We start from the raw sequence: 20705 nt of genomic DNA on the forward strand, positions 1-20705 counted from the left end.
GATGGTGTTGCCGGTAATGGTATTGCCGCCAATGGTATTGCCGAACGTGTCGATGCCGTGGCCGAGGTTGGCCGTAATCAGGTTGCCCGATACGGTGTTGTTCGTGCTGGCGCCTTGCAGCTCTATCCCGTCGAATACCAGGCGCTCGCCATTACCCGCGTTGCGCAACAGGCCGTTGCCCCGGATTTCGTTGCCCGTGATGCTGTTGCCGTTGGAGCCGTTGCCGTTGGTTAGTACCCAGATGCCCATGCTGCCATTGAAGCCGATGAGGTTGTTGGTGACAAAGCCGTTGTCCGAGTCATTCAAGTTAATGCCCTCGTTCTGCGTGCGGATACCCGCGCCGGGGTCGGTGAAGCTGACGGCCGAAGCCCCGATGACGTTCTGCTCAATGCGGGTGCCCGTGCCATTCACGCCACCGAGAATGCTCGTGTTGAAGCCGTAGATGCTCAAGCCACGCACGGTGGTATTGTTGGTATTGTTTGCAATGGTGATGCCGTTGATATTGTTTACGCCTTTCACCTGCACTTCGGGGCCATTGAACTGCGCCAGGGCCGTGCCGCTGGTGCCTACCGTGCCACCCGTGCCCAGGGGCACATTGTTGGTATTGCCAATGTTGAAGGTCTGGGTGGTGCCGTCGATGCTGGTGTTAGCGCCCGTAATATTCGGCAGCACCGTCGTGATGTTGATGTTCGCCACGTTGCTGGTAATACCATTGGTCGTGCTGGTGGTGAGGCCGCTAGGAAGGCCAGCCAGTTGGCCGGCTACCGCCGCACCCGAGGGAATCATGAAGATGCTCGTTTCCGTGCCCGTGGGTAGAGCTACGGTGGCGCCGGCTGCGTTTACCCGCGAGCCGCTCTGGGCCAGCGAGGCTTCGCCGCCCAGGGCATTCGCGTTCAGCACAAACTGGCGCAACGAGCCCTGGCCCGCGTTGTTGGTATTCACTACCACATCGAAGTTGAAACCGAAATCGACGTTGGTAATAGCAGCTGGAGCCGTATCCGATATGGTTACGGTTGCCAGTGACTGAGGCGTAGCTGTACCGGCCGTTAAGGCGGCGAGGGTTTGAATGCCGGAGTTGGCCGCGGCATCTTGCCTCTCGGGAGCTTCGCCACCCACCCGATTCGTAGTGCCATTAAAAGTCTGCACGGGGAGCAGGCCTGCCACGGCGCCGAGGCGGCTGCTGCTTACAGTGCTATTGACTACGCGCACCCGATAGGTGCCGCTCGGTACGTTGGCAAAGTTGTAAGCGCCAACAGTGCCTGTGGCAGCAGTAGTAGTAGTAGCTACGAGGGCGCCACTGGCGTTGTAAAGCTCTACGGTCGCGCCCCCACGCCCTACGCCGCTGCTGGCAGACTGACTACGGCCGCTGCCGCCACCATAGTTTACGTCTTCAAATACAACCCCGGAAATAGGGGCCGCCGCCGTTACCGGAATGGTATACGTTGCGGGGGTTAGATCACGCACACCCGCATCATCGGTTACCGTGTAAGTGAAACCCGCAGTACCCACGAAGTTGGTGGCCGGCGAGAAAGCAAGCTGAGTGGCTTGCGCAGGCGTCAGAACTAAACCCGGGAAATTAGTTGCGTTCAGGACAGTATTGCCTACGAAGAAAGTACCTTGCGCAGGGTTCAGGCCACTGATAGTGTAGGATTGTGCCGTACCATCTACACTTGAAGTCAGATTATTGATGGGAGCCTGACCTTGACTGCTTAGCCGGTTGGTGTTGGTGATGTCGTTAGCCACCGGTGCCAGGCGGCAAAAGCTCAGCAGCTCTATGCTGATTGCGTTGTCCGTAGGGTTCGTGAAGAAAGTAGACGTGTTCCGATAGGTTAGCGTCAACGAAGTAATAGGACTCGCAAAATAGGCTATAACCGTTCCATCCGTCGTGTTATCAACGTTGGCAGTACCAGTAGCCGTGTTGCCATTGATACGCACCGAGGTAGTCGAAGGAGTAGATGGGGCCAGACCTGGCAACACGGAGGAGCCACCATTGGCACCTGTAAAGGTTACCTCGTCGATAAACGCAGCGGCACCAATACCAAGTGTACCATTATCTTCCACCCGGTCGATATCCGATACCCGGACAGTGAAATTGCTTACCGCCCGGTTGAAATTGTAGGTAACAGTTGAGGTATTCGCAGTTGTATTAGCATAGTCGGTGGTCCATATCAGACCTCGTGTGTTGTTCAAATCCGCAGTTACCAAAGTGCTGTTCGCATCAGGGCTGTCATAACCACTGGTTCCTACAGTGGTGAATGACGAGCCTGCTGGTATAGGTTGGTTCGGACGCGCTTTCCAGTCCTGTCCGGCGCCAACACTGCTGTAGTTCAGAGTACCGGCAGCCGTTGTACACGGTGCGTTATTAACGGGTATTCTGTAGGTAGCGGTGTTGGCAGAAAGAATACCCACATTGTCTGTTACCCGATAACCAAAGGTTACGTCACCACTACTACCCGCAACCGGCGCAAAGCGCAAGCTAGCTGCCTGCGCTGGTGTTAGCACCTGGGTGCTCGAAACGGCCACATACGTGTTGCCCGCTGAATTGTAAAAGAGGGTTCCCTGCGTGGCCGGGTTCGGAGCTGAGGTCAGCGTATACGACTGCACGGTGCCATCTACCGTGGAGCTAAGTGGGCTGATGCTGACCGCGCCCACGGAGCTAAGCACCGTATTGCTGGTTACGCTGTTTGCCACAGGAGCGGCGCGGCACCACGAAACACTGCTGATGCCCGTAGTGTGCAATCGGGAGTTACCCGCAGTTACACCTCGGGTGTTGTCGAAGGTGAGAACAACGCGCTGAACTGCTTGCGTGAAGCGAATCGTAGCGTTACCAGCCGTTGAGTTTGCCGCGCTGGGAGCGGTTCCCGTAAGGAGATTGGTTCCGTTAAATGTGTTGGCCGAGCCTGTTGTTGCCTGGTTGCCAATTACTTCGGTGTTGCTGGTTAAGGTCGGATAACCCTGAAAGCGAAGCTCATCAATGAAGTCACTGCCTTGCGCGGCTTGTGTACCCGCGTCAAAGTCAATAAAGCTCATTGAAAAGTTAGCAACCGGCCGGGAGAACTGTAGTGTTACCTGCACCTGGTCGGCATTGGTAGTGCCTTCGGCAACGTTTACCTGCCAGATCAGCACCTGCGCTGAACCTAAGGTACCATTAGTACCAACCTGAAATGCTCCAATATCACCATTCGCTCCGGTACCGTAGTTGTACTGGAAGTTAGTGGTGCCTACCGTTTCAGTTGAACCCTTCCGGGTGCCTGTAGTAGCAGTGGCATAGTCTACCGTGCTTGTAGTACCGCACGCCTGCGCCCAGGCGTCCGTTCGTAACAATGTCAGCCATGCGAGGAGCAAGACTGCAAATCGTAAGGTTGTTCTCATAGATTGAGAGAAGAGGTGGAAAATAAAATTGAAGTGGAGTACAGATTTAAGAGCCTGTGATTGATGAGCTTATTTTCAAAACTACACTAGGCCTTTAGCAGCTTGCTAAGGTTTTCGTTGAATAAGAACCTGACCTCGGTGAATACTGGTATTTGGACGGACTACTTAATAAGCCTGTCGGCTTCATAGCCCTATTTATAAGAATGATGCAAAGCTAATCTACACTTTACGAACTATAAATAAACTTGGATTCTATGATATAAATATTTAATAAATAATTCTTAAACCATTATAGATCAGCATAATATAAAAAATAAACTGCCTTGATTAATAGCACAACTACCTCGTCTCATTTTGAAAAACTGCTGTTTTACTATTTGCAAAATTTTGTTTTATATAATAATAATTAAATTATTTTTAAATAAATAAATCATTAAATACTATGACTTTTATAATACAAAAAGCCTCTATCAATTAAATAGAGGCTTTTTGTATTAGAAGATGAACGATCTACTTCTTAACCAGCATCAAATTCCTTCTTTGTCCCATTCCTAGAATAGTAACTATGTAGCCGCCTTGTGGCAAGTGCGCTGTAGCTAGGAAGTTTTTTTGATCAGTACCCGTTACAGTGTTTAATAGTACTCGACCAGTCAGATCTATGACGCTGATTTGATAGGTGCCAGCAGGTAAGCCGCGCAAATCGAGCGAAGCATCGGCAGTCGTTGGGTTAGGATATACTGTAACGGGCGATGCAGCAGTGGAGAGATTGTCGAAACGCACTACCTGCACATTGCTGAAGCTGTACGTACCGTCCGCATCTTCCTGCCGTAGGCGGTAGTAAACAACCTTCGAAGCAGCCGCTCTTTGATCTACAAATTGATAAGAATGCTTCTCAACGCTATTCCCCTGCCCGTTTACCGTACCAATAGCCTCGAATTTTTCGCCGGTTAGGCTGCGCTCCACTACAAACCGTGCATTGTTCTTTTCAGAGGCAGTGGTCCAGCTTAGCTGAGCAGTAGTGTTGTGCGCTACGGCACTGAAGTGGACCAGCTCGACAGGCAACGGCCGGTTTTGGAGCAAAGCAATGTTACCCGAAAACTCGGAAGTGTTTCCAACTGCTAAGCCGTTTACGGTAGTCAGCAAGGTGGCAGTGACCGTCAGACGGGCGCCGGAAGCGGTGAGAGCAGCTTGTTGCGCAGGACTGAGGCTGCTCACCGGAATCGAGAACATAAAGAGGGAAGTGCGTTTTTCATTGCCTTGGTCTACACCGGAAACCAAGCCGCTATACCCGCCTATTCTGGAGTCACCATCCTGAGCGGATCCTTCCGTCCAACTAGTCAGGTAGGTTCTGCCCTCGCCAAAACCGTCGGCCTGCACGTCGGCCACGAACAGCTCCACCAGAGCACCGGCCGGAGCGTACCCGGTGATAATCAGGTTGCCACCATTCGTTACGGCCTGGCTTATAACCGGAAAGTTGAGCAGCCCATTCGCACCAGTGTCGACATCGGTATCGTCGTTGCGGGTTATACCGTCGCCGTTTAAACCAGTGGCTCCAGTTGCCATCAAGTCGATGCCGAGGTCGGTGTTATTCGTCATGCTGTTCTGGGTGATGCGGTTGCCGCTGGTGCCGGCAGCTGCTACCACGGCGGAGCCGGCATTCGTACTGAATGTGTTCAGGCTGATCAAGTTATTGTTGCCGCTGCCTATTGCTACGCCAGCATTCTCGGCATTGCTCCCACCACCGTTGCCGCGCAGAATATTAGCTGTAATGGTGTTCTCGTTGTTCGTTTGGCCACTTTCCATCAGCAAGCCAAAACCGCTGTTGTTGGAGATAGTATTGTTGGAAATGGTGTTGAGTGAGGCGCCAGACAATACCAATCCTTCGCCGTTGGTGTTTCCTGCCGCCACGCTGTTGTTTAGTACGCTGTTAGAAACGGTTACGCCCGTAGCACCACTTTGAAGCCGCACACCAGCCGTTGTGTTGCTGGCAGTTGTAACCATATTTAGCACTGAGCCGGTTGTGGCCGCTCCGCTAAAGGTGACACCGGCCCCTTCAGCGGCCACACCATTGGGAGTGGCGGTGCTGGTACCGCGAGCACTGTTAAGACCTACGTTCTCGATGCGCGTAGCACCTCCCGTTATCAGCAGGCCAGCCGCACTGTTGAAATTGATAACCACTTCTGGTCCCGTTGTGACTTCAGCGCTGGCCGCTACATTATCACCTGTAACCGCGGTTTGGAGAGAGCCATCAATAGCTGTGTTGCTGGCAGTGATAGTGGGCAGGGCGGTGCTCAGCGTGATAGTATACTCCTTGGTAGTGAAGTTGTAGCCTGTGGGAGCCGTCATGCCCAGGCGCAATCCAGCCGGAGCAGTACCGGCTGCGCGGCCGTCGTTCATCATAAACAAGGCATATTCTCTTCCTGCTGTACGTCCGGCCTGGCTTAATCCGGCGTTGGTTAGCGCGTTGGCATTATCGATAAATGACCGCAACGAACCCTGGCCGGCGTTGTTGGTGTTCACTACCAAATCAAAATTAAAGCCAAAGTCCACGCCTAAACCCGGTCCTGAAGGGCCAATATTCACCTGCGTTACTGATTGCACCTCCTCGGTAGCACTGGCCCCCGAAACCGGCAAAGTACCCCTCGTAAACCGATCGTAGTCGGCTTCATTAGGCTGCTCGCCCCCTACTCTGTCTGTTAAGCTAACCGGACCGCTGGCGCCCGTAGCGTCGGTGCGGAAGGTCTGTACTGGCAATAGGCTGTTGGTGCTGCCAGGACGGGTACTGCGCACGCTGTTATTTACCACGCGCACCAAATAATTGGTATTGAGGTCGATGACTTTGTCATCAAACAAATAGAAACCATTAGCGTCGGTGTTTACAGCAGTTATAAAGCTGCGGTCCGATGCTTTATAAAGCTCCACCCGGACCGAGTTTACTCCTACTCCTCCACTACCGAGCAAGCTACGGCCCAGGCCCCCACCGTAGTTGACATCTTCGAATACATTACCGGCAATAGCGGGCGGATACGCGATGGGAGAAGGCGAAGGTACATCGGCGTTTCGGGTTGTTGGTAGCGTTGCGCTGTTGGTTGAAGCGTCCTGGGCGTATAGCTCGGCTGGTGGCACCAGCACCGAGCCTACCAGATAATAGCCAGTTGAAGGCGAAACGGTGGTGGTTGCAAAAGCCGTATTGTTTTGCACTGCCGTTTGAGCCCCTGGGAACGTTACAGTAGCGCGGAACTCGATAGTTGCCCTCTGGCCAGCCGCCAAAGACTGATTGCCTGTAAGCAGACCGGCCTGCCCCGATAGCCCGCTGAAGGAGTTGTTAGGCGCTAAGCTGGCGGCTCCAACATTGGTTACTCTCAGATTGGATACTACAACACTACTAGCACCAGAGAAAGTAGTGTTGGCGTTTGCGGTGGTGTTACCACCCCATAGCAAGTCCGATACTTGTACGTTAGGATCGGTAACGGTGCCATTATTGCTTATCTGCAGCCGGAAGTCAACCGTGTACTGATTCAGGGTACTGGTGGCCGCTATGGCCGTTACCTGCTTCACTACATCAAGGCTTTGGTCGGGCGTAACGCAGCTGCCACCGTCGCTGTTGGCGGCTCGGTCTACGGTAGAAAGACTGGTGGCCTGGCCCGTGGTGGTATCGATAATATAAAACTGTCCCCCATTGCGGTAGCCGTATAAGGTGCCCGTCAGGTCGAACAGCAACGACCCCAGCGCATAGTCGTTATTGACTTGCGTTACGTTGGTAAACGACGGATTCAGCGACGTAACCGTGGCCGTATTGTTGGTGTTGTTGATAACGAGCTTGTAAGCCGTGTTCAAAAACCCGGCCCCGTACAGGTTACCGTCTTTGGGGTTGAAGGCCAGATCGTACATGGCAAAGCCGTTGCCGGCAGCAGGCGCGTTCATCAAAGCCATGCGGGTTGCCGAATACGGCGGGTTGCCACTCACGTTGATGCGCCACAGCTGCGGGGCATCCAGCTCTTGGCTTACCACGTAGTAGTTGCCTGCCCGGTCGACGGCGCCACCGGCCCACTGCTTCACCGGCAAATTGGCGACCATACCCTGTGAGACTATATCCCCGTTGATATCAATCCGATACAGCTCAATCGGGTCGTTGTACTCGTTCACCCGGTCGCCACCAGCCGTATTGCTTCCCACTTCGTTTGATATGTAAGTGAGAGCAAAATTGAGCGCCGTGCCAGGATTGTAGCCTAGGGCATTCAGCGAAGCGCCTAGGTCCCGCAGCTCAGTTGTGCTGTAGCCGGTGCCAGTAGCCGCCCGGTTCACGCTGTACAAGCGCGTTGAATTGGTTCTGAGGCCAGTAGAGGGAATCACTTGCCGAATCTGGTAGAATCTGCCGTCGCAGTTGTAAGGCATGTTCACGGTGCCCGGGTTGTCGGCCCGGAACGAGATACTGGTAACGGCCAGCTCGTTGCCGGTTGTACCAACTGTTTGTATGTTGCGCAGGGCCAAGCTTACGGCCGTGGTGTTAGCCGGCGCCGTGTAGCTAACGGCATAACGAGTCCATTTGTCGCCGCCCGTAGTTTCGGCTGGTATTGCACTCGTAGCTCCTACCTGCACCCCATTTACCATAAACTGCAGAATAGGCGCATTCGTGGTAGTACTGCCCGCGTTTAAGGCGTTGGAGGCGTAGCAAAAAAAGGTGTAAGTAGCTCCCGGCCGCACAGTTACGTTTTGCTCCCAAAAGCTCTGGGTACTGGTGTTGGCATTGTTGCCTCGCATGTAGAGCCAAGTGCTGGAAGCAGGCACATTGTTGGGCACATCGCCCGGAAACGCAAGCTGCGAGAGCGTAGTAGTACTCGAGGTACCTATCTGAATAGCAATTTGACCGTCAATGGTAGGTAGGGCATCCGTATTAGAATATGCCAGATCACTAGTCCAGTTACCTAAGTCGGTACCAGCAGCAATAGTGTAAGTAGTTGAGTTTACTTCCGGGTGCTTGCTGAATGTGCCATTCTGTATTGTCTGTGGTCCTTTCCCAACTTGTGCAGCAGCAGGCAATGCCAAGAACAGAAAAAGAAAAGCTCGTAAAGGTAAGTTCATTATGTTATGAGAAATATTATAAAAAATTACAAATTAACGAGTGACGCATTAGGCGATTGACGACCAGCCAACCGTCAAACGTCGTATCAAAAGTATCTTAATAGGTGTCGACATAGTTGAGCTTCTCGACCAGCATAGTTACATCCTCGCCGAATGATCCTATTATGAGGATAGCTTGCTTTTCATTTCTAGAATTGCAATAGTTGCTGCTAAAGACTTTTAGCCAAGACTTTTCACCTTACGTGGTAAGATGGTCCTCCGGATTTGTCTCAATATGAGAAAGTAAAAAAGCCCTGCTGTAGTAGCAAGGCTTTTTTTAGTGTTGAGCTTTAGCCAGCGCTTATCTCGTTACTTTTCACCTTCCGCTTCCCTTTACCACAGAAAAAACTTCTTTGTTAAATGAAATATTTTCTATCAATGTTTCCAACGGTGAGTGCAGCCGATATTTCCAGAAATGCTGCGGGTTGGCCGGAACGTTAATCTGCTCGTCGTGTGGATCAGGCCGGCGCAACTCGGCATTCAGAGCCAGCAAATCCTGGAGCGGGAAGATGGCCCACATAGCTGGCGAATGAAGATGTTGCACTATGATTTCGCGCGCTACCCAAGGTTCGCAGTAGTAAGGCGCGTGCTCGCCCTGGTGGCCCAACATGGTTTCGAAGAAATGCTGCGTTTTCACCCGGTCCTCTTCCCACCAGCCGCGGAGCGTGCTCATGTCATGAGAGCCCGGACTTACCACCGACAAATAAGGCGCATCGTTGGGGTGGCCAAACTCGGTATTCGGGTTGGAAGGCATACGCTGGATATTGAGGCCCAGGATGCCTAGTGCCTTCATCACGCCCGGCACCGACTCGGGCACCATACCCAAGTCTTCGCCACAAATTAGCATATTGGTAGCATAGCGCACGGGGGGCAGCTTCACCAAGCCCTGCTCGCGCCAGAAGCCTTCGTGGCGGTGGTAGAAGAAATCGACGTAGATGTCGTGGTACAAACGCCGGCGCGACTCCTCGTCTAGCTCGGCATACGAAATGCTCTTGTGCAGCGTAATACGCGGGTGATAGTGGCCGGGCCGCAGGTCGTCGGGCACGAACAGCACCTCGTTGATGAGCTGATAAAGCCCTGTACGCAGCCACTTGTAATGGTCGGCATTAGCAGGATCTTCGGCGGTTTTCGCCTCGAAGACTGCTTCCACCTGGCGCTGCGTGCGCACGTGCTTTTTCAGCCGAATGTCGCCTTCTCTGCTGATTTCCTCCATGAACTCATCGAACACGGCTTGGGCTTGCCCGTGGAAGATGTTCTGCACCAGGCGCCAGCGGATGTACGGCTCGCACAAACGGCTGTGGTTGAACCAGCCTAGCCGCTGCTCGATCTCCTGCTGCGAAAGAGGCAGCGCCGGCGAGAAGTGCCCCAGCAGTCCTTCCACCGAGTGCCCGGGAATCTCCCAGATGCGGAAGAACCCCAGGATATGGTCGATGCGCAGGGCGTCGAAGTAGCGGGCGAGCTGGCCCATGCGCTGCTTCCACCAGGCATAGCCATCTTCGGCCATCCGTTCCCAGTTGTAGGTAGGGAAGCGCCAGTTCTGGCCGGTGGTCGAGAAGTCGTCGGGTGGGGCGCCGGCCTGCTGATGCATGTGGTACAGTTCGGGCTGGGTCCAGGCGTCCACGGAGTGCCGGTAGATGCCAATGGGCAAGTCGCCTTTAAGCACCACGCCGTGCTGGCGGGCATAGGTTACGGCCTCGCGCAGCTGCTGGTCGAGGTGGAACTGGGTGAAGAAGTGCACCCCAACCTCGTCGAAGTCGGGGGCATCTTCCCGCGTTAGCTCGTCTACCAGCGTGGGCGTGCGGTATTCTTCGGGCCACAACTGGAAATCGGCTGTACCAAACCGGTCGCGCAACGCCGAGAAGGCGGCGTACGGTGCCAGCCACGCGCGTTGCTCATTATAATAGGCCCGGAAATCAGGATCGGCCAGAAACTTAGCTTTCTCTTGTTGGTAGAGCTGCTTGATAAACTTCCACTTGGCGTTCATCACCGGCTCGTAATCCACGAAGTCGAGGCCATTCAACTCTTTCCGTAAGGCCTCCAGTTCCTGCTGCGCCGCCGCGTCTTGCAGGGGCGCTACGGCATCGAGGTTGAGATACTGCGGGTGCAGCGCGAACACCGAAATGGCGGCGTACGGGTACGAATCGACCCAGGTGTGGGTGGCCACGGTGTCGTTGATGGGCAGAATCTGCACCAGCTTCAAGCCAGTGCTTACGGCCCAATCCACCAGCAGCTTCAGGTCCGGGAACTCGCCTACGCCTAAGCCGCGCTGGCTGCGCAGCGCAAACACGGGCAGGGCCACCCCGGCACCGCGCCAGGTGTTAAGGTACCCAAACTTGTCGTCGGCGCGCACCCGCAAGGTCCGGCGGTCGGTGGTCGGTTCCAGCACCCGGTCGTCGCCCGACTCTAGCTGCACTACTCGCTTTTCCTGCGGGTCCCAGATACCATACTTATAACGAAGCGGCAGCTCGGGCTGCTCCAGCGCTACCTCGACAGACCAGATTGGATACGCGGCATCGGTCAATACCAAGGCTTTGCGGCCGTCCCAGGCGCCCACGGCGGCATCGAAGCCAAGCACGCATACTTGTTGACCTGGCTCGACGCGTGGGGCCGCGAGCTGAAAACGCACTACCGAATCAGCTATTCGGGCCGTTGGGGCAGGCTTGCTGGTTTCAACGGGGCGCTGAAACAACGCTTTCGTGAAAGCCGCCGTGAACAGTTCGTTTTCTGGTTCAGCGGGCGCCCGCCAGAAGTCTTCGAGCACGAGCCGGGAAAACTGTCGGCCGTCGTAGGCAACGTTTCGGTGGGCGCCCCACTCTGACTGCCGGCTGTTGTCCCGCTCGTCAACCAGCACGTAGTGGTACTCAATGGTGCCGGGCTGTTCGTCGGGGACGCTGATTTCCTGGCTCCAGATACCAGAATCAAGATGATATTGCAGGGGCAGCGCCTGGTCGAGGTTCCACTGGCCTAAGCTGGTTTCGGAACCGCATACCATCAGCTGCTGGCCCCAAGCAGTGCGAAAAGGCAAGGAAAAACGCAGAATCATGGATGGGGAAGGGGAATGGGGGTGAAGACGAAAGATAGGTAGTATCAGTATTAGTCGAGGGGCAACGTACTACAGACCCTGTTACAAAGCGTTAGGCAGCCACCTGCACCACTGGGCTCCAACCCGCGGCCCGCTTTCTGCGTTTGGTTAGAGTAAACCGCCACTCCGTCTGATTATCAATCCTGTGCCTACTTACCTTCGCCGTACTCTCTATGTTGTTCTCGGGCTTGTTGGCTTCGTTTTACTGCTCGTTGTTGGGCTAGTAGTAGCGTTGCAGTTCCCTTCTACGCAAGATTATGTCGCACGCAAGGCCGCTACCTACCTGCAAGACAAAATTGGCACGGAAGTACGCATTGGCAAGTTCCGCACCGACTTCAAACACGCCCTCAACTTAGACGGCGTTTACATTGAAGATCAGAAAGGTGACACCTTACTCTCGGTGGGACACCTAGGAGCCGACATCGATATTTGGGCCCTCACCAAGTCGGAAATCAACCTGAAGTCGTTTGAATTAAACGATGGCCGGCTGGCTATCAGCCGCACCGAGCCCGACAGCGTTTCCAACTACGACTTTATTGTCGATGCCTTCGCCGCGGGCGACACCACTACGACCACGCCGGCCGATACCACGGGTTCCGGCTTCAAATACAACATCGGCGACCTGCGCCTGACCCGGATTCATCTTACGTACAACGACCAGGTGGAAGGTCTCGACGTGAACACCAAACTAGGGGAGTTGGCCGTGAACATGGACGCTGTCGACGTAGACCAATCTATCTATAGGATAGACCAAGCGGCCTTGCGCAATACCAGCATCAGCATGACGCAGAGCAAGGCGGCCCCGCCCGACACGGCCGTCTCCGAACCGCTGGATTTAACCTTGGGCCTCAACAAGGCTACGCTTGCCAATGTTAGTCTGGTTTATCGGAATTCTCCCTCGGCGCAGTTTATAAGTACCCGCGTCGGCGAGGCCGACATCACGGCCGACAACATCGATCTGATTAATTCGCGGGTTGATTTGAACACAATTCAACTGCGCAACACCAGCATCGCCTACGCGCAAAACGAAAGCGTACCAACGGAGAAGCGCGTCGTTAATCCGGCCGAAGCCGTGCGCAACCTCAACGACGCCGTGGAAACAGCCACCGGCGAGGAAGCTAGTTGGGTGGTAACGCTGAAGCGCTCCGACATTACCAGCGTAGATGTGGCCTTCGATAACTTCGACGAGCCCCGCCAGCGCACCCGGGTGCCGGCCCTCGACTACAACCACCTCAAGTTCACCGACCTCACCCTCAACCTTGAGAACCTGCGCTACTCCGAAAACAGCACCACCGGCCGCATCACGCAGCTAGCGGGCAAAGACCAGAGCGGCTTCCAGATCACTTCTGCCAAAGCCGATGTGGTATTCGATTCGGTGCAGACCCGACTGACCAACCTCGACCTGATTACGCCGCACACCCGCATCCGCCAAACGCTCGGCATGCGCTACGCCAGCCTCGACGCCCTGTCGGATACCAAGCAACTACCTAACCTCGGCATTGAAGGCGACTTGCGCGAGGTGCGCATCGGCTTCCGTGACATCCTGTACTTGGCGCCCGACTTGGCCACTACCCCACCCTTCAATACCGGCCCCAACCAGTCGGTGCTGGTGAGCGGGCGCGTGAGTGGCCGCGTAGGCGACTTGCGCATCCGCGACCTGGACTTTGTGGGCTTCCGCAATACCATCGTGCGGGCCAGCGGCCGGATTCAGGGCTTGCCCGAAACCGACCAGCGCCTCTTCACCGACTTCAACATTCAGCAGTTCACCACCACCTCGGCCGACATCAACAGCCTGGTGCCCAAAGGAACCATCCCGCCTGACTTCCAACTGCCGCCGCGCATCAACGTAGCCGGCACCTTCCGAGGCCGACCAACCGCCCTGCTGTTCGACACCAACTTGCGAGCTACCACCAGCTTCGGCAACGCGACGGCTAAGGTGAATTTGGGCGCCGGTCCGAAAGGTCAGGAGCCCATTAATGCCACCTTCAGCGTGCAGGGCTTCGACGTGGGCAAAGTGCTGCGCGACCCCACCATTGGGCGCATCACAGCCGATGGCCGCCTCGCCGGCCGCGGGGGCCTCGACCCCAACCTGTTGCGCGGGCAGTTGGTAGCCAACGTGCGCAATGCCACCTACAACGGCTACACCTACCGCGGCATCACGGCCAATGTAGGTATCGACCGAAACCGCTACGTGGTGGATGCCCGCAGCCGCCAAGACCCCAACCTCAACCTGGATTTGCTGGCCACCATCAACCTGCGCAACGCCAACAACCCGAGCTACGAGGTGCAGCGCCTCAACCTGCGCGGTGCTAACCTCACGGCCCTTGGCTTCTACACCGGCGGCGACCTGCGCGTGCAAGGCGACCTTACAGCCAACCTGAGTGGTGCCGACGCCAACTCTATCAACGGTACCTTCTCGGGCCGCAACATTGTGGTGGTGCGCGACAACCAGCCCATTGCCCTCGACTCAGTTAGTGGCCGCATTGTGCAGCGGCCTGGCCGCACCGAAGTAGCCTTCAACTCCAATATTGCCGACTTCAACCTGCAAGGCAACACCGCCCTTGGCGACTTAGCTACTGTATTGCAGACTCATATCGACCGTTACTTCGATTTGCCGGGTGTGCAGTTCCGGCCCTCAGCAGCGTATCGGCAGTTCAGCTTCGATGCCAACGTGAAGAACACGCAGCTAGTGCAGAAGCTGGTGCCCGACCTCAAGCAGCTCACCCCCTTCAAGCTGACCGGTTCTTACGACAGCCGCGAAGCTAACCTGCGCCTCAACAGCCGCATCCAACGAATTGTGTACCTCGGCTTCGCTCTGGATTCTTTGAAGCTCGATGTTAGCTCCGACCCTCAGAAACTAGACTATGCGCTAGGCTTGCGCCAGATCAGCCAAGACACCACGTTGCGCATTCCAAACCCCACGCTGGCGGGCAGCATCCAGAACAACCAGGTGGGTACTCGCCTGCGCATTGCCGAATCTGATAGTGCCGAGCGACTGAACCTCGCTGGTGTGTTGCGAGTGCTACGCGGCGGCGATGCTTACGCCTTTAGTTTCGACCCGAAATTAATGCTGGACGGGGTGGAATGGTCTGTAACGCCCGGCAACGAACTGCGCTACACCACGGCCACCGGTGCCATCTTCGCCCAGAATGTGGACATTCGGCGCAACGACCGATTCCTGACGCTGCAAACTTTACCGGGTGCACAGTATCCCCTCCAGGTGAATTTGGGTAATCTGGAAATCAACGCCCTAGCTCACGCGGCCGGGTTGCAAGACTCGCTCGTAGCTGGTACGCTCAACGGCCAAGCTGTAGCATTCAGCCTTGGGCAACCACGGCAGGCCTTTACGGCAGACGCGGCTCTCACGGGCTTTGCCTTCAACAAATCGGTGCTAGGTGACATCAATCTGAAGGCGACTAACCCTAATCCAGACCGCTACAACGTTGATGTGCGCCTCACTAACCAGCAGGGCATGGATGTGCAGGCGGTTGGCTACTACCTGGCCACGCCACCGAGCCCCATTCAGTTTGCCATCAACGTCAATCGGTTCGACTTAAAGATAGCCGAGCCTTTCTCACTTGGTCAGCTACAAGAAACCGTTGGTGGCATCACCGGCAACCTCACCGTGAATGGTACCGTCAGCCAGCCTCGCATCAACGGCACCCTGACCACCACGGCCGATGCTGGATTCACGCTTACTCAGCTAGGCGCCCCGTTCCGCATGCAAAGCCAGGCCATCAATTTCGACAACCAAGGCCTGCGCTTCGACAACTTTACCGTGCTGGATTCCTTGGGTAATAAGGCAGTAGTAGATGGACGGGTACTCACCCAGAATTATGTGGATGACTACCGCTTCAACCTCAACGCCACTACCGAAGACTTTGTAGCTATCCAAAGCACTGCCCGCGACAATCCACTTTTCTACGGTAAGCTAATTGTCGATTCGGATACGCGCATCAGTGGCAATCTGGCCCTACCGGTCATTAACACCCGCGCCGTTGTTGAGAACGGGTCGACCCTTACCGTTGTCACCCCCAACGACGAAGCGGGCTTAGTGGAGACGGACGGGATTGTGGAGTGGGTCGATAAAAGCGCCCCTATTGATACCATGCTGGCTCGTCAGGTAGCTGTAGATACTGCCAAAACGGCTTCCGGCTACGACATTTCAGCCCGTATCACGGTCAACGATAAAAGCCAGTTTACTGTCATTATCGATCCGCTTTCCGGCGACAACCTGAAAGTACGGGCCAACGGCACGCTCAATACTACTATCGATGCAGCCGGCTCCATCACTCTGGCCGGGCGCTTGGAAGTGGCCGAAGGCAGCTACTACATGTCGCTCTACAACTTGGCTTCGCGCGAATTCACTATCGGGCAAGGCAGCTACCTCGTTTGGTCTGGCGACCCGTACAATGCGCAAATGAGCATAGCGGCCATCTACAACGTGAAAGCGGCTCCTGCCGAATTACTGGCCTCCCAGGGTCCTACCAACGATGATCCGCGCTTGCGTAATGCCACGCCTTTTCAGGTGTACTTGAACGTCACGGGTGAGCTTCTCAAGCCAACCATTGGCTTTGATATCAAGCTTCCAGAAAACAGTAACGTGCTAAGCCGCGACGAGATTGAGGCCCGCTTAGCGCAATTGCGCCAACCCAGCGAATCGTCGGAACTCAACAAGCAGGTCTTCTCGCTGCTGGTTCTTAACCGCTTCCTGGCCAGCGACCCGTTTCAAAGCAGCAGCGGCAGTATTGTTGCCGACCAGTTGCGTGGCAGTGCCAGCCAGGTTCTCACTCAGCAGCTCAATAATCTTACGGGCAGCTACCTGTCCAACCTAGGCGTGGAACTAGGGGTAAACTCTTCCGCCGATTTTTCGAGTGGCTCGGAGAAGACCCGCACCGACTTGAACGTAGCCGTACGCCGACAGCTTTTCAACGACCGGGTTAGCGTACGCCTAGGCACCGACGTACCCCTGGCAGGCGGAGGCAACCAAACTTCCCAGGGACAACAAGGCGTCAGCAGCTTTGCCGGCGACGTAAGCATCGAGTATAACGTACTGGCCAACGGCCGTATCCGTCTCCGGGCCTTCCGTAACAACGCCTATGCCGACATCGATGGCCAATACATTCGGAACGGCGTCTCCCTGATTTTTCAGCGCGACTACCAGAGTTTAGCGGACCTTTTCAAAGGGCTCGATAAGCAAGTGAAGGAGGAAGTGAAGGATACGCGCCGTCGTAACCGCCGTGAGCGGAAAGTCAATCCCGATTCCTCGAATGTCATCACCACTGCTCCCCGCCGAGACTCTCTCCGGACAGCCCAACGCGCCACTACTTCCGGCCGCTAGGCTGATTGACGGCGCTTTTCCAGTGCCGCGTCAGCAGTTTTTCAGAAGCTTAACAACAACACCTCTTGCATATGCTCACTAGTGCTCCTCGTCCAGTCAAGAATAGTCTGGCTTATTCTTCTGCTTCTAAAGTAAGGAGCCGGAAGGATAAGCTTGGGCGTTGGGCGGCTCTGGTTATCCTGCTAACAGCGGTATCGTGTTCAGGTACCAAGTATATCCCCGAAGGCTCCAAGCTATATACGGGCAGCACCGTGAAGCTGAAGTCAGACAGTCCTATTCCAAACGAAAGTCTTCTCACTACCGAGCTAGAGGGTGTTATTGCTCCTAAGCCGAATAGCTCGTTTCTGGGGCAGCGACCGAAGCTTTACTTCTGGCATCTTGGCGAAGGCAAGACCAAAGGAATCGGCAAATGGATAGCCGACAAATACGGCGAAAAGCCGGTGCTGCTAAGTGAGGTGGACACCCAACGAGTGAAAGGACTGATGGTTAACCGGCTCAGCAACAGTGGCTATTTCAAGTCTGCTGTACACGCCAAGGTTGAAATAAAAGACCAAGCGGCCTCCGTCGACTATACTGCCAAAGTTGGCAAGCCCTACCGCATCAAGGAAGTGCAGTTTCCGAGCCGCGACACGCTCGTCGACCGGGCTATTCAGGCTACCAAAGCCGGTTCACTACTGAAAGTGGGGGACCCGTACAATCTTCAGACTCTAACCAATGAGCGAGTGCGCATTGACGGCATTCTTAAGAATCAAGGCTACTACTACTTCTCTCCCGATAACATTCTTTTCCAAGTAGATAGCACGCTCAACAACCAAGTAAACATTTATGTAACGGTCAAAAACAGCATCCAGGATCGTGCTGTTCGCCCTTACGTCCTGAATCGTGTTACGCTCAACACCGATTATTCGCTTTCCGATACGGCATCCGCTGGTCGCACTCCTATCCTCTATCGAGGCTACCGCTACTTTCCTGATGAACAGGTTTTCAGAGCCAGAGCCATTACCAACGCTACGTTTCTCTACCCCGACAGTCTTTACCGTCGGCGTCGCTCCGACCAGACTCTAAGCCGGCTTATGAGTTTGGGCACATTCAAGTACGTTGATATCCGATTCCGGCCTGCCCGTAATGTTGCCGACTCTGCTGGTTATGGTCACCTGAATGCCTTCGTACGCATGACGCAGGTGCCTAAAAAGTCTCTGCGCGCTGAACTCCAGATGAATACGTCCAACATTTTCTCCGGACCCTCACTGGTATTACAGTTTCGAAACAGGTCGGCACTACGCGGTGCAGAGCAGCTGCTCATAAATGCCAGCGCATCGGCCGAAACAGGTCAGGGCGCTTTGTCAGGCGTTACCTCTACGCAATATGGCCTTGATGCGCAACTACTCGTTCCCCGCCTCATCACACCGCCTTTTGATATCCGCTTACGCAACTCCGACTTTCAGCCTCGTACCTTCTTTAAAGCAGGCTACAAGTATGTGTTGCGCACCAAATACTTTCAGGAAGACATCTTCAATCTAGGTTACGGTTACAGTTGGAAGACCAAGGTTACCAATGAGCAACGTCTCCAACCTATCGATTTACAATATCTCAGACTAAGTAAGCAAGAGCAAATATTCACGGAATTGCTCCAGGACAGGCCCTTTTTGGCAAATAGCTTTCGGCAGCAATTCATTCTAGGCAGTAGTTATCAATACACCTACAACCAACAATCCTTAGAGCAGCGTCGCAACCAATTCTACTTCAGTGGTGGCCTCGACTTGTCAGGGAACTTGGCCTACTTGCTCCAAAATCTCAGCGGCTCCTCGAAAACGGAGAACGGCGCGTACGCGCTATTTGGCCAGGAATATTCGCAGTATACCAAGGTCGATTTAGAAGTTCGCAACTACTACCGTATTTCCGATAATCCAACCAGCGGCAACAAGATTGCCACTCGACTGCTTGTTGGTGTCGGTATGCCCTATCTGAACTCCAACGTCCTCCCCTACCTCAAGCAATACGGTATTGGGGGCCCCAACAGTGTCCGGGCCTTCAATGCGCGTGGCATAGGCCCTGGAACCTACCGTCCTACCCAAGCGCAGCGCGACGCCAATAGTGGCTTCTACGACCAAGTAGGTGATATACGCCTAGAAGCCAACGTAGAATATCGTCAGGACTTGTTTCCGTATGTGAAGGGTGCCTTGTTTGTAGATGCTGGCAATATTTGGTTGGTAAATGCTGACCCTAGCCGCGCTACTTATAACTCCGATGGCAACCCTGATGGCCAAAACGGCCAATTTCAATTCAAAACCTTCCTGCAGCAGATGGCTGTGGGTGCTGGCGCTGGCATTCGCATCGACGTACAGTTCTTCGTCATCCGTCTTGACGCTGCTTACCCATTGATCTATCCATACGATAACACAACTATTACGACGCCAACCAGTGTGATTCCCGCTAACGATACTGGCTATAAAGCTATTAAGTTAAACATAGCTATAGGATACCCCTTTTAATTTATTGCTTGCTAATGCTTGATCGATCTACTCTGTCAAGCATACCCACACATAGGTAGCTGAGACAAGGACAGACACAACAGAAAAGAGCGAGGCTCAAGCTACATAGCTTGAGCCTCGCTCTTTTCTCTGATTGCTTACTAAAGATGATAAGTTACTAGTGACCGATTCTAAAGGCGCCCCATGAAAATATATGGTCACTCATAAACCTAAAGTATAACGGCTATTAATAGTTTGTTCGACACCAAGTGAAGTAGAGTCAACATAAGCCTGCCTCCATGCAGGAAGTCAATAGAGTTGATGCAACGTAATTGGTAGCGCTGCCCCAAGCGTATCTCACCCCCAACTCCCTGGTTGAAGTCGTGGATCCTGGCGCACCCGCTTAAAAACAAAAAAGCAGCCAGAGGGCTGGTTCATCGGAACCAGCTCTCTGGCTGCGTAGGCGCCTCTGTATGCGCTCGGCTTAGAAACTAAGCCGCCCCTCGACGGCAGAGAGCCGGAGGGGCGGTTCGTGTACAGTAAGGTTGGCGGCGACCGACTCTCCCACCGATGAAGGCAGTACCATAGGCGCTCCGGGGCTTAACGACTCTGTTCGGAATGGGAAGAGGTGAACACCCGGGCTAAAGCCACCATTACTGGTGTGCTGCTGTCGCTTACTAGCTTGACAGCAGCCCATATCATTGACACAAGGACGAGCGAGAAAAAGAAAGCGGGTGTAGGGTGTTCTATTAGAAGCGTTCGGCTCATTAGTACGGGTCAGCTGTGGCATTCCGGCCTCTACACTTCCCGCCTATCGACGTGGTCATCTCCCACGAGCCTTCCTATATCGGAGATCTCATCTTCAGGTGAGTTTCGCACTTAGATGCTTTCAGCGCTTATCTCATCCAAGCGTCGCTACCCGGCGCTGCAGCGGGCGCCACAACCGGTACACGAGCGGCTTGTCCACCTCGGTCCTCTCGTACTAAAGGCAGGTCCTGTCAAATCTCCCACGCCCACCACAGATAGGGACCGAACTGTCTCACGACGTTCTGAACCCAGCTCGCGTGCCACTTTAATCGGCGAACAGCCGAACCCTTGGGACCTTCTCCAGCCCCAGGACGTGACGAGCCGACATCGAGGTGCCAAACCTCCCCGTCGATATGAGCTCTTGGGGGAGATCAGCCTGTTATCCCCAGCGTACCTTTTATCCTTTGAGCGATGGCCCTTCCATGCAGAACCACCGGATCACTATATCCGTCTTTCGACCCTGCTCGGCTTGTCTGCCTCACAGTCAAGCAAGCTTATGCTATTGCACTCC

Annotated in this window: 5 protein-coding genes and 2 rRNA genes; 2 read left to right on the forward strand and 5 right to left on the reverse strand. The window is 54.6% G+C overall.

Going from position 1 to position 20705, the window contains the following annotated elements; all coding sequences use genetic code 11:
• From VF639_RS07535 to VF639_RS07545, 3 genes are all read right to left on the reverse strand, one after another.
• Window positions 1-3372, reverse strand: a 3372-nt coding sequence (locus VF639_RS07535; protein ID WP_331145285.1) for a beta strand repeat-containing protein, incomplete at its 3' end; no start/stop codon positions are given.
• Between the two features lie 510 nt (window positions 3373-3882).
• Complete coding sequence (locus VF639_RS07540) at window positions 3883-8412, reverse strand: NosD domain-containing protein (protein WP_331145286.1); 4530 nt, start codon at window positions 8410-8412, stop codon at window positions 3883-3885.
• A gap of 397 nt (window positions 8413-8809) precedes the next feature.
• Window positions 8810-11536, reverse strand: coding sequence for a 4-alpha-glucanotransferase (locus VF639_RS07545; protein WP_331145287.1), 2727 nt, complete (start codon window positions 11534-11536; stop codon window positions 8810-8812).
• Window positions 11537-11720: 184 nt separating this feature from the next.
• On the opposite strand from VF639_RS07545, the gene VF639_RS07550 reads away from it, so the two are divergent.
• Together VF639_RS07550 and tamL are read left to right on the forward strand one after the other, a co-directional pair.
• Complete coding sequence (locus VF639_RS07550) at window positions 11721-16916, forward strand: translocation/assembly module TamB domain-containing protein (RefSeq protein WP_331145288.1); 5196 nt, start codon at window positions 11721-11723, stop codon at window positions 16914-16916.
• Between the two features lie 71 nt (window positions 16917-16987).
• Window positions 16988-19408: a translocation and assembly module lipoprotein TamL gene (gene tamL / locus VF639_RS07555; RefSeq protein ID WP_331145289.1), complete on the forward strand. Its 2421-nt coding sequence runs from the start codon at window positions 16988-16990 to the stop codon at window positions 19406-19408.
• A 522-nt stretch (window positions 19409-19930) separates the two neighbouring features.
• Here the strand turns inward: tamL and rrf are convergent.
• Both rrf and VF639_RS07565 read right to left on the reverse strand, forming a co-directional pair.
• A 5S ribosomal RNA gene (gene rrf / locus VF639_RS07560) occupies window positions 19931-20042 on the reverse strand.
• 91 nt (window positions 20043-20133) lie between these two features.
• Window positions 20134-20705 (reverse strand): 23S ribosomal RNA (locus tag VF639_RS07565); the annotation flags it as partial.

Source organism: Hymenobacter sp. (assembly GCF_036387835.1).
Taxonomy (GTDB): Bacteria; Bacteroidota; Bacteroidia; order Cytophagales; family Hymenobacteraceae; genus Hymenobacter.

Bases quoted from the DNA above. Each gene is read 5' to 3' on its own strand.
- tamL (WP_331145289.1), top strand. From the start codon at position 16,988: ATGCTCACTAGTGCTCCTCGTCCAGTCAAGAATAGTCTGGCTTATTCT.
- VF639_RS07545 (WP_331145287.1), bottom strand. From the start codon at position 11,536: ATGATTCTGCGTTTTTCCTTGCCTTTTCGCACTGCTTGGGGCCAGCAG.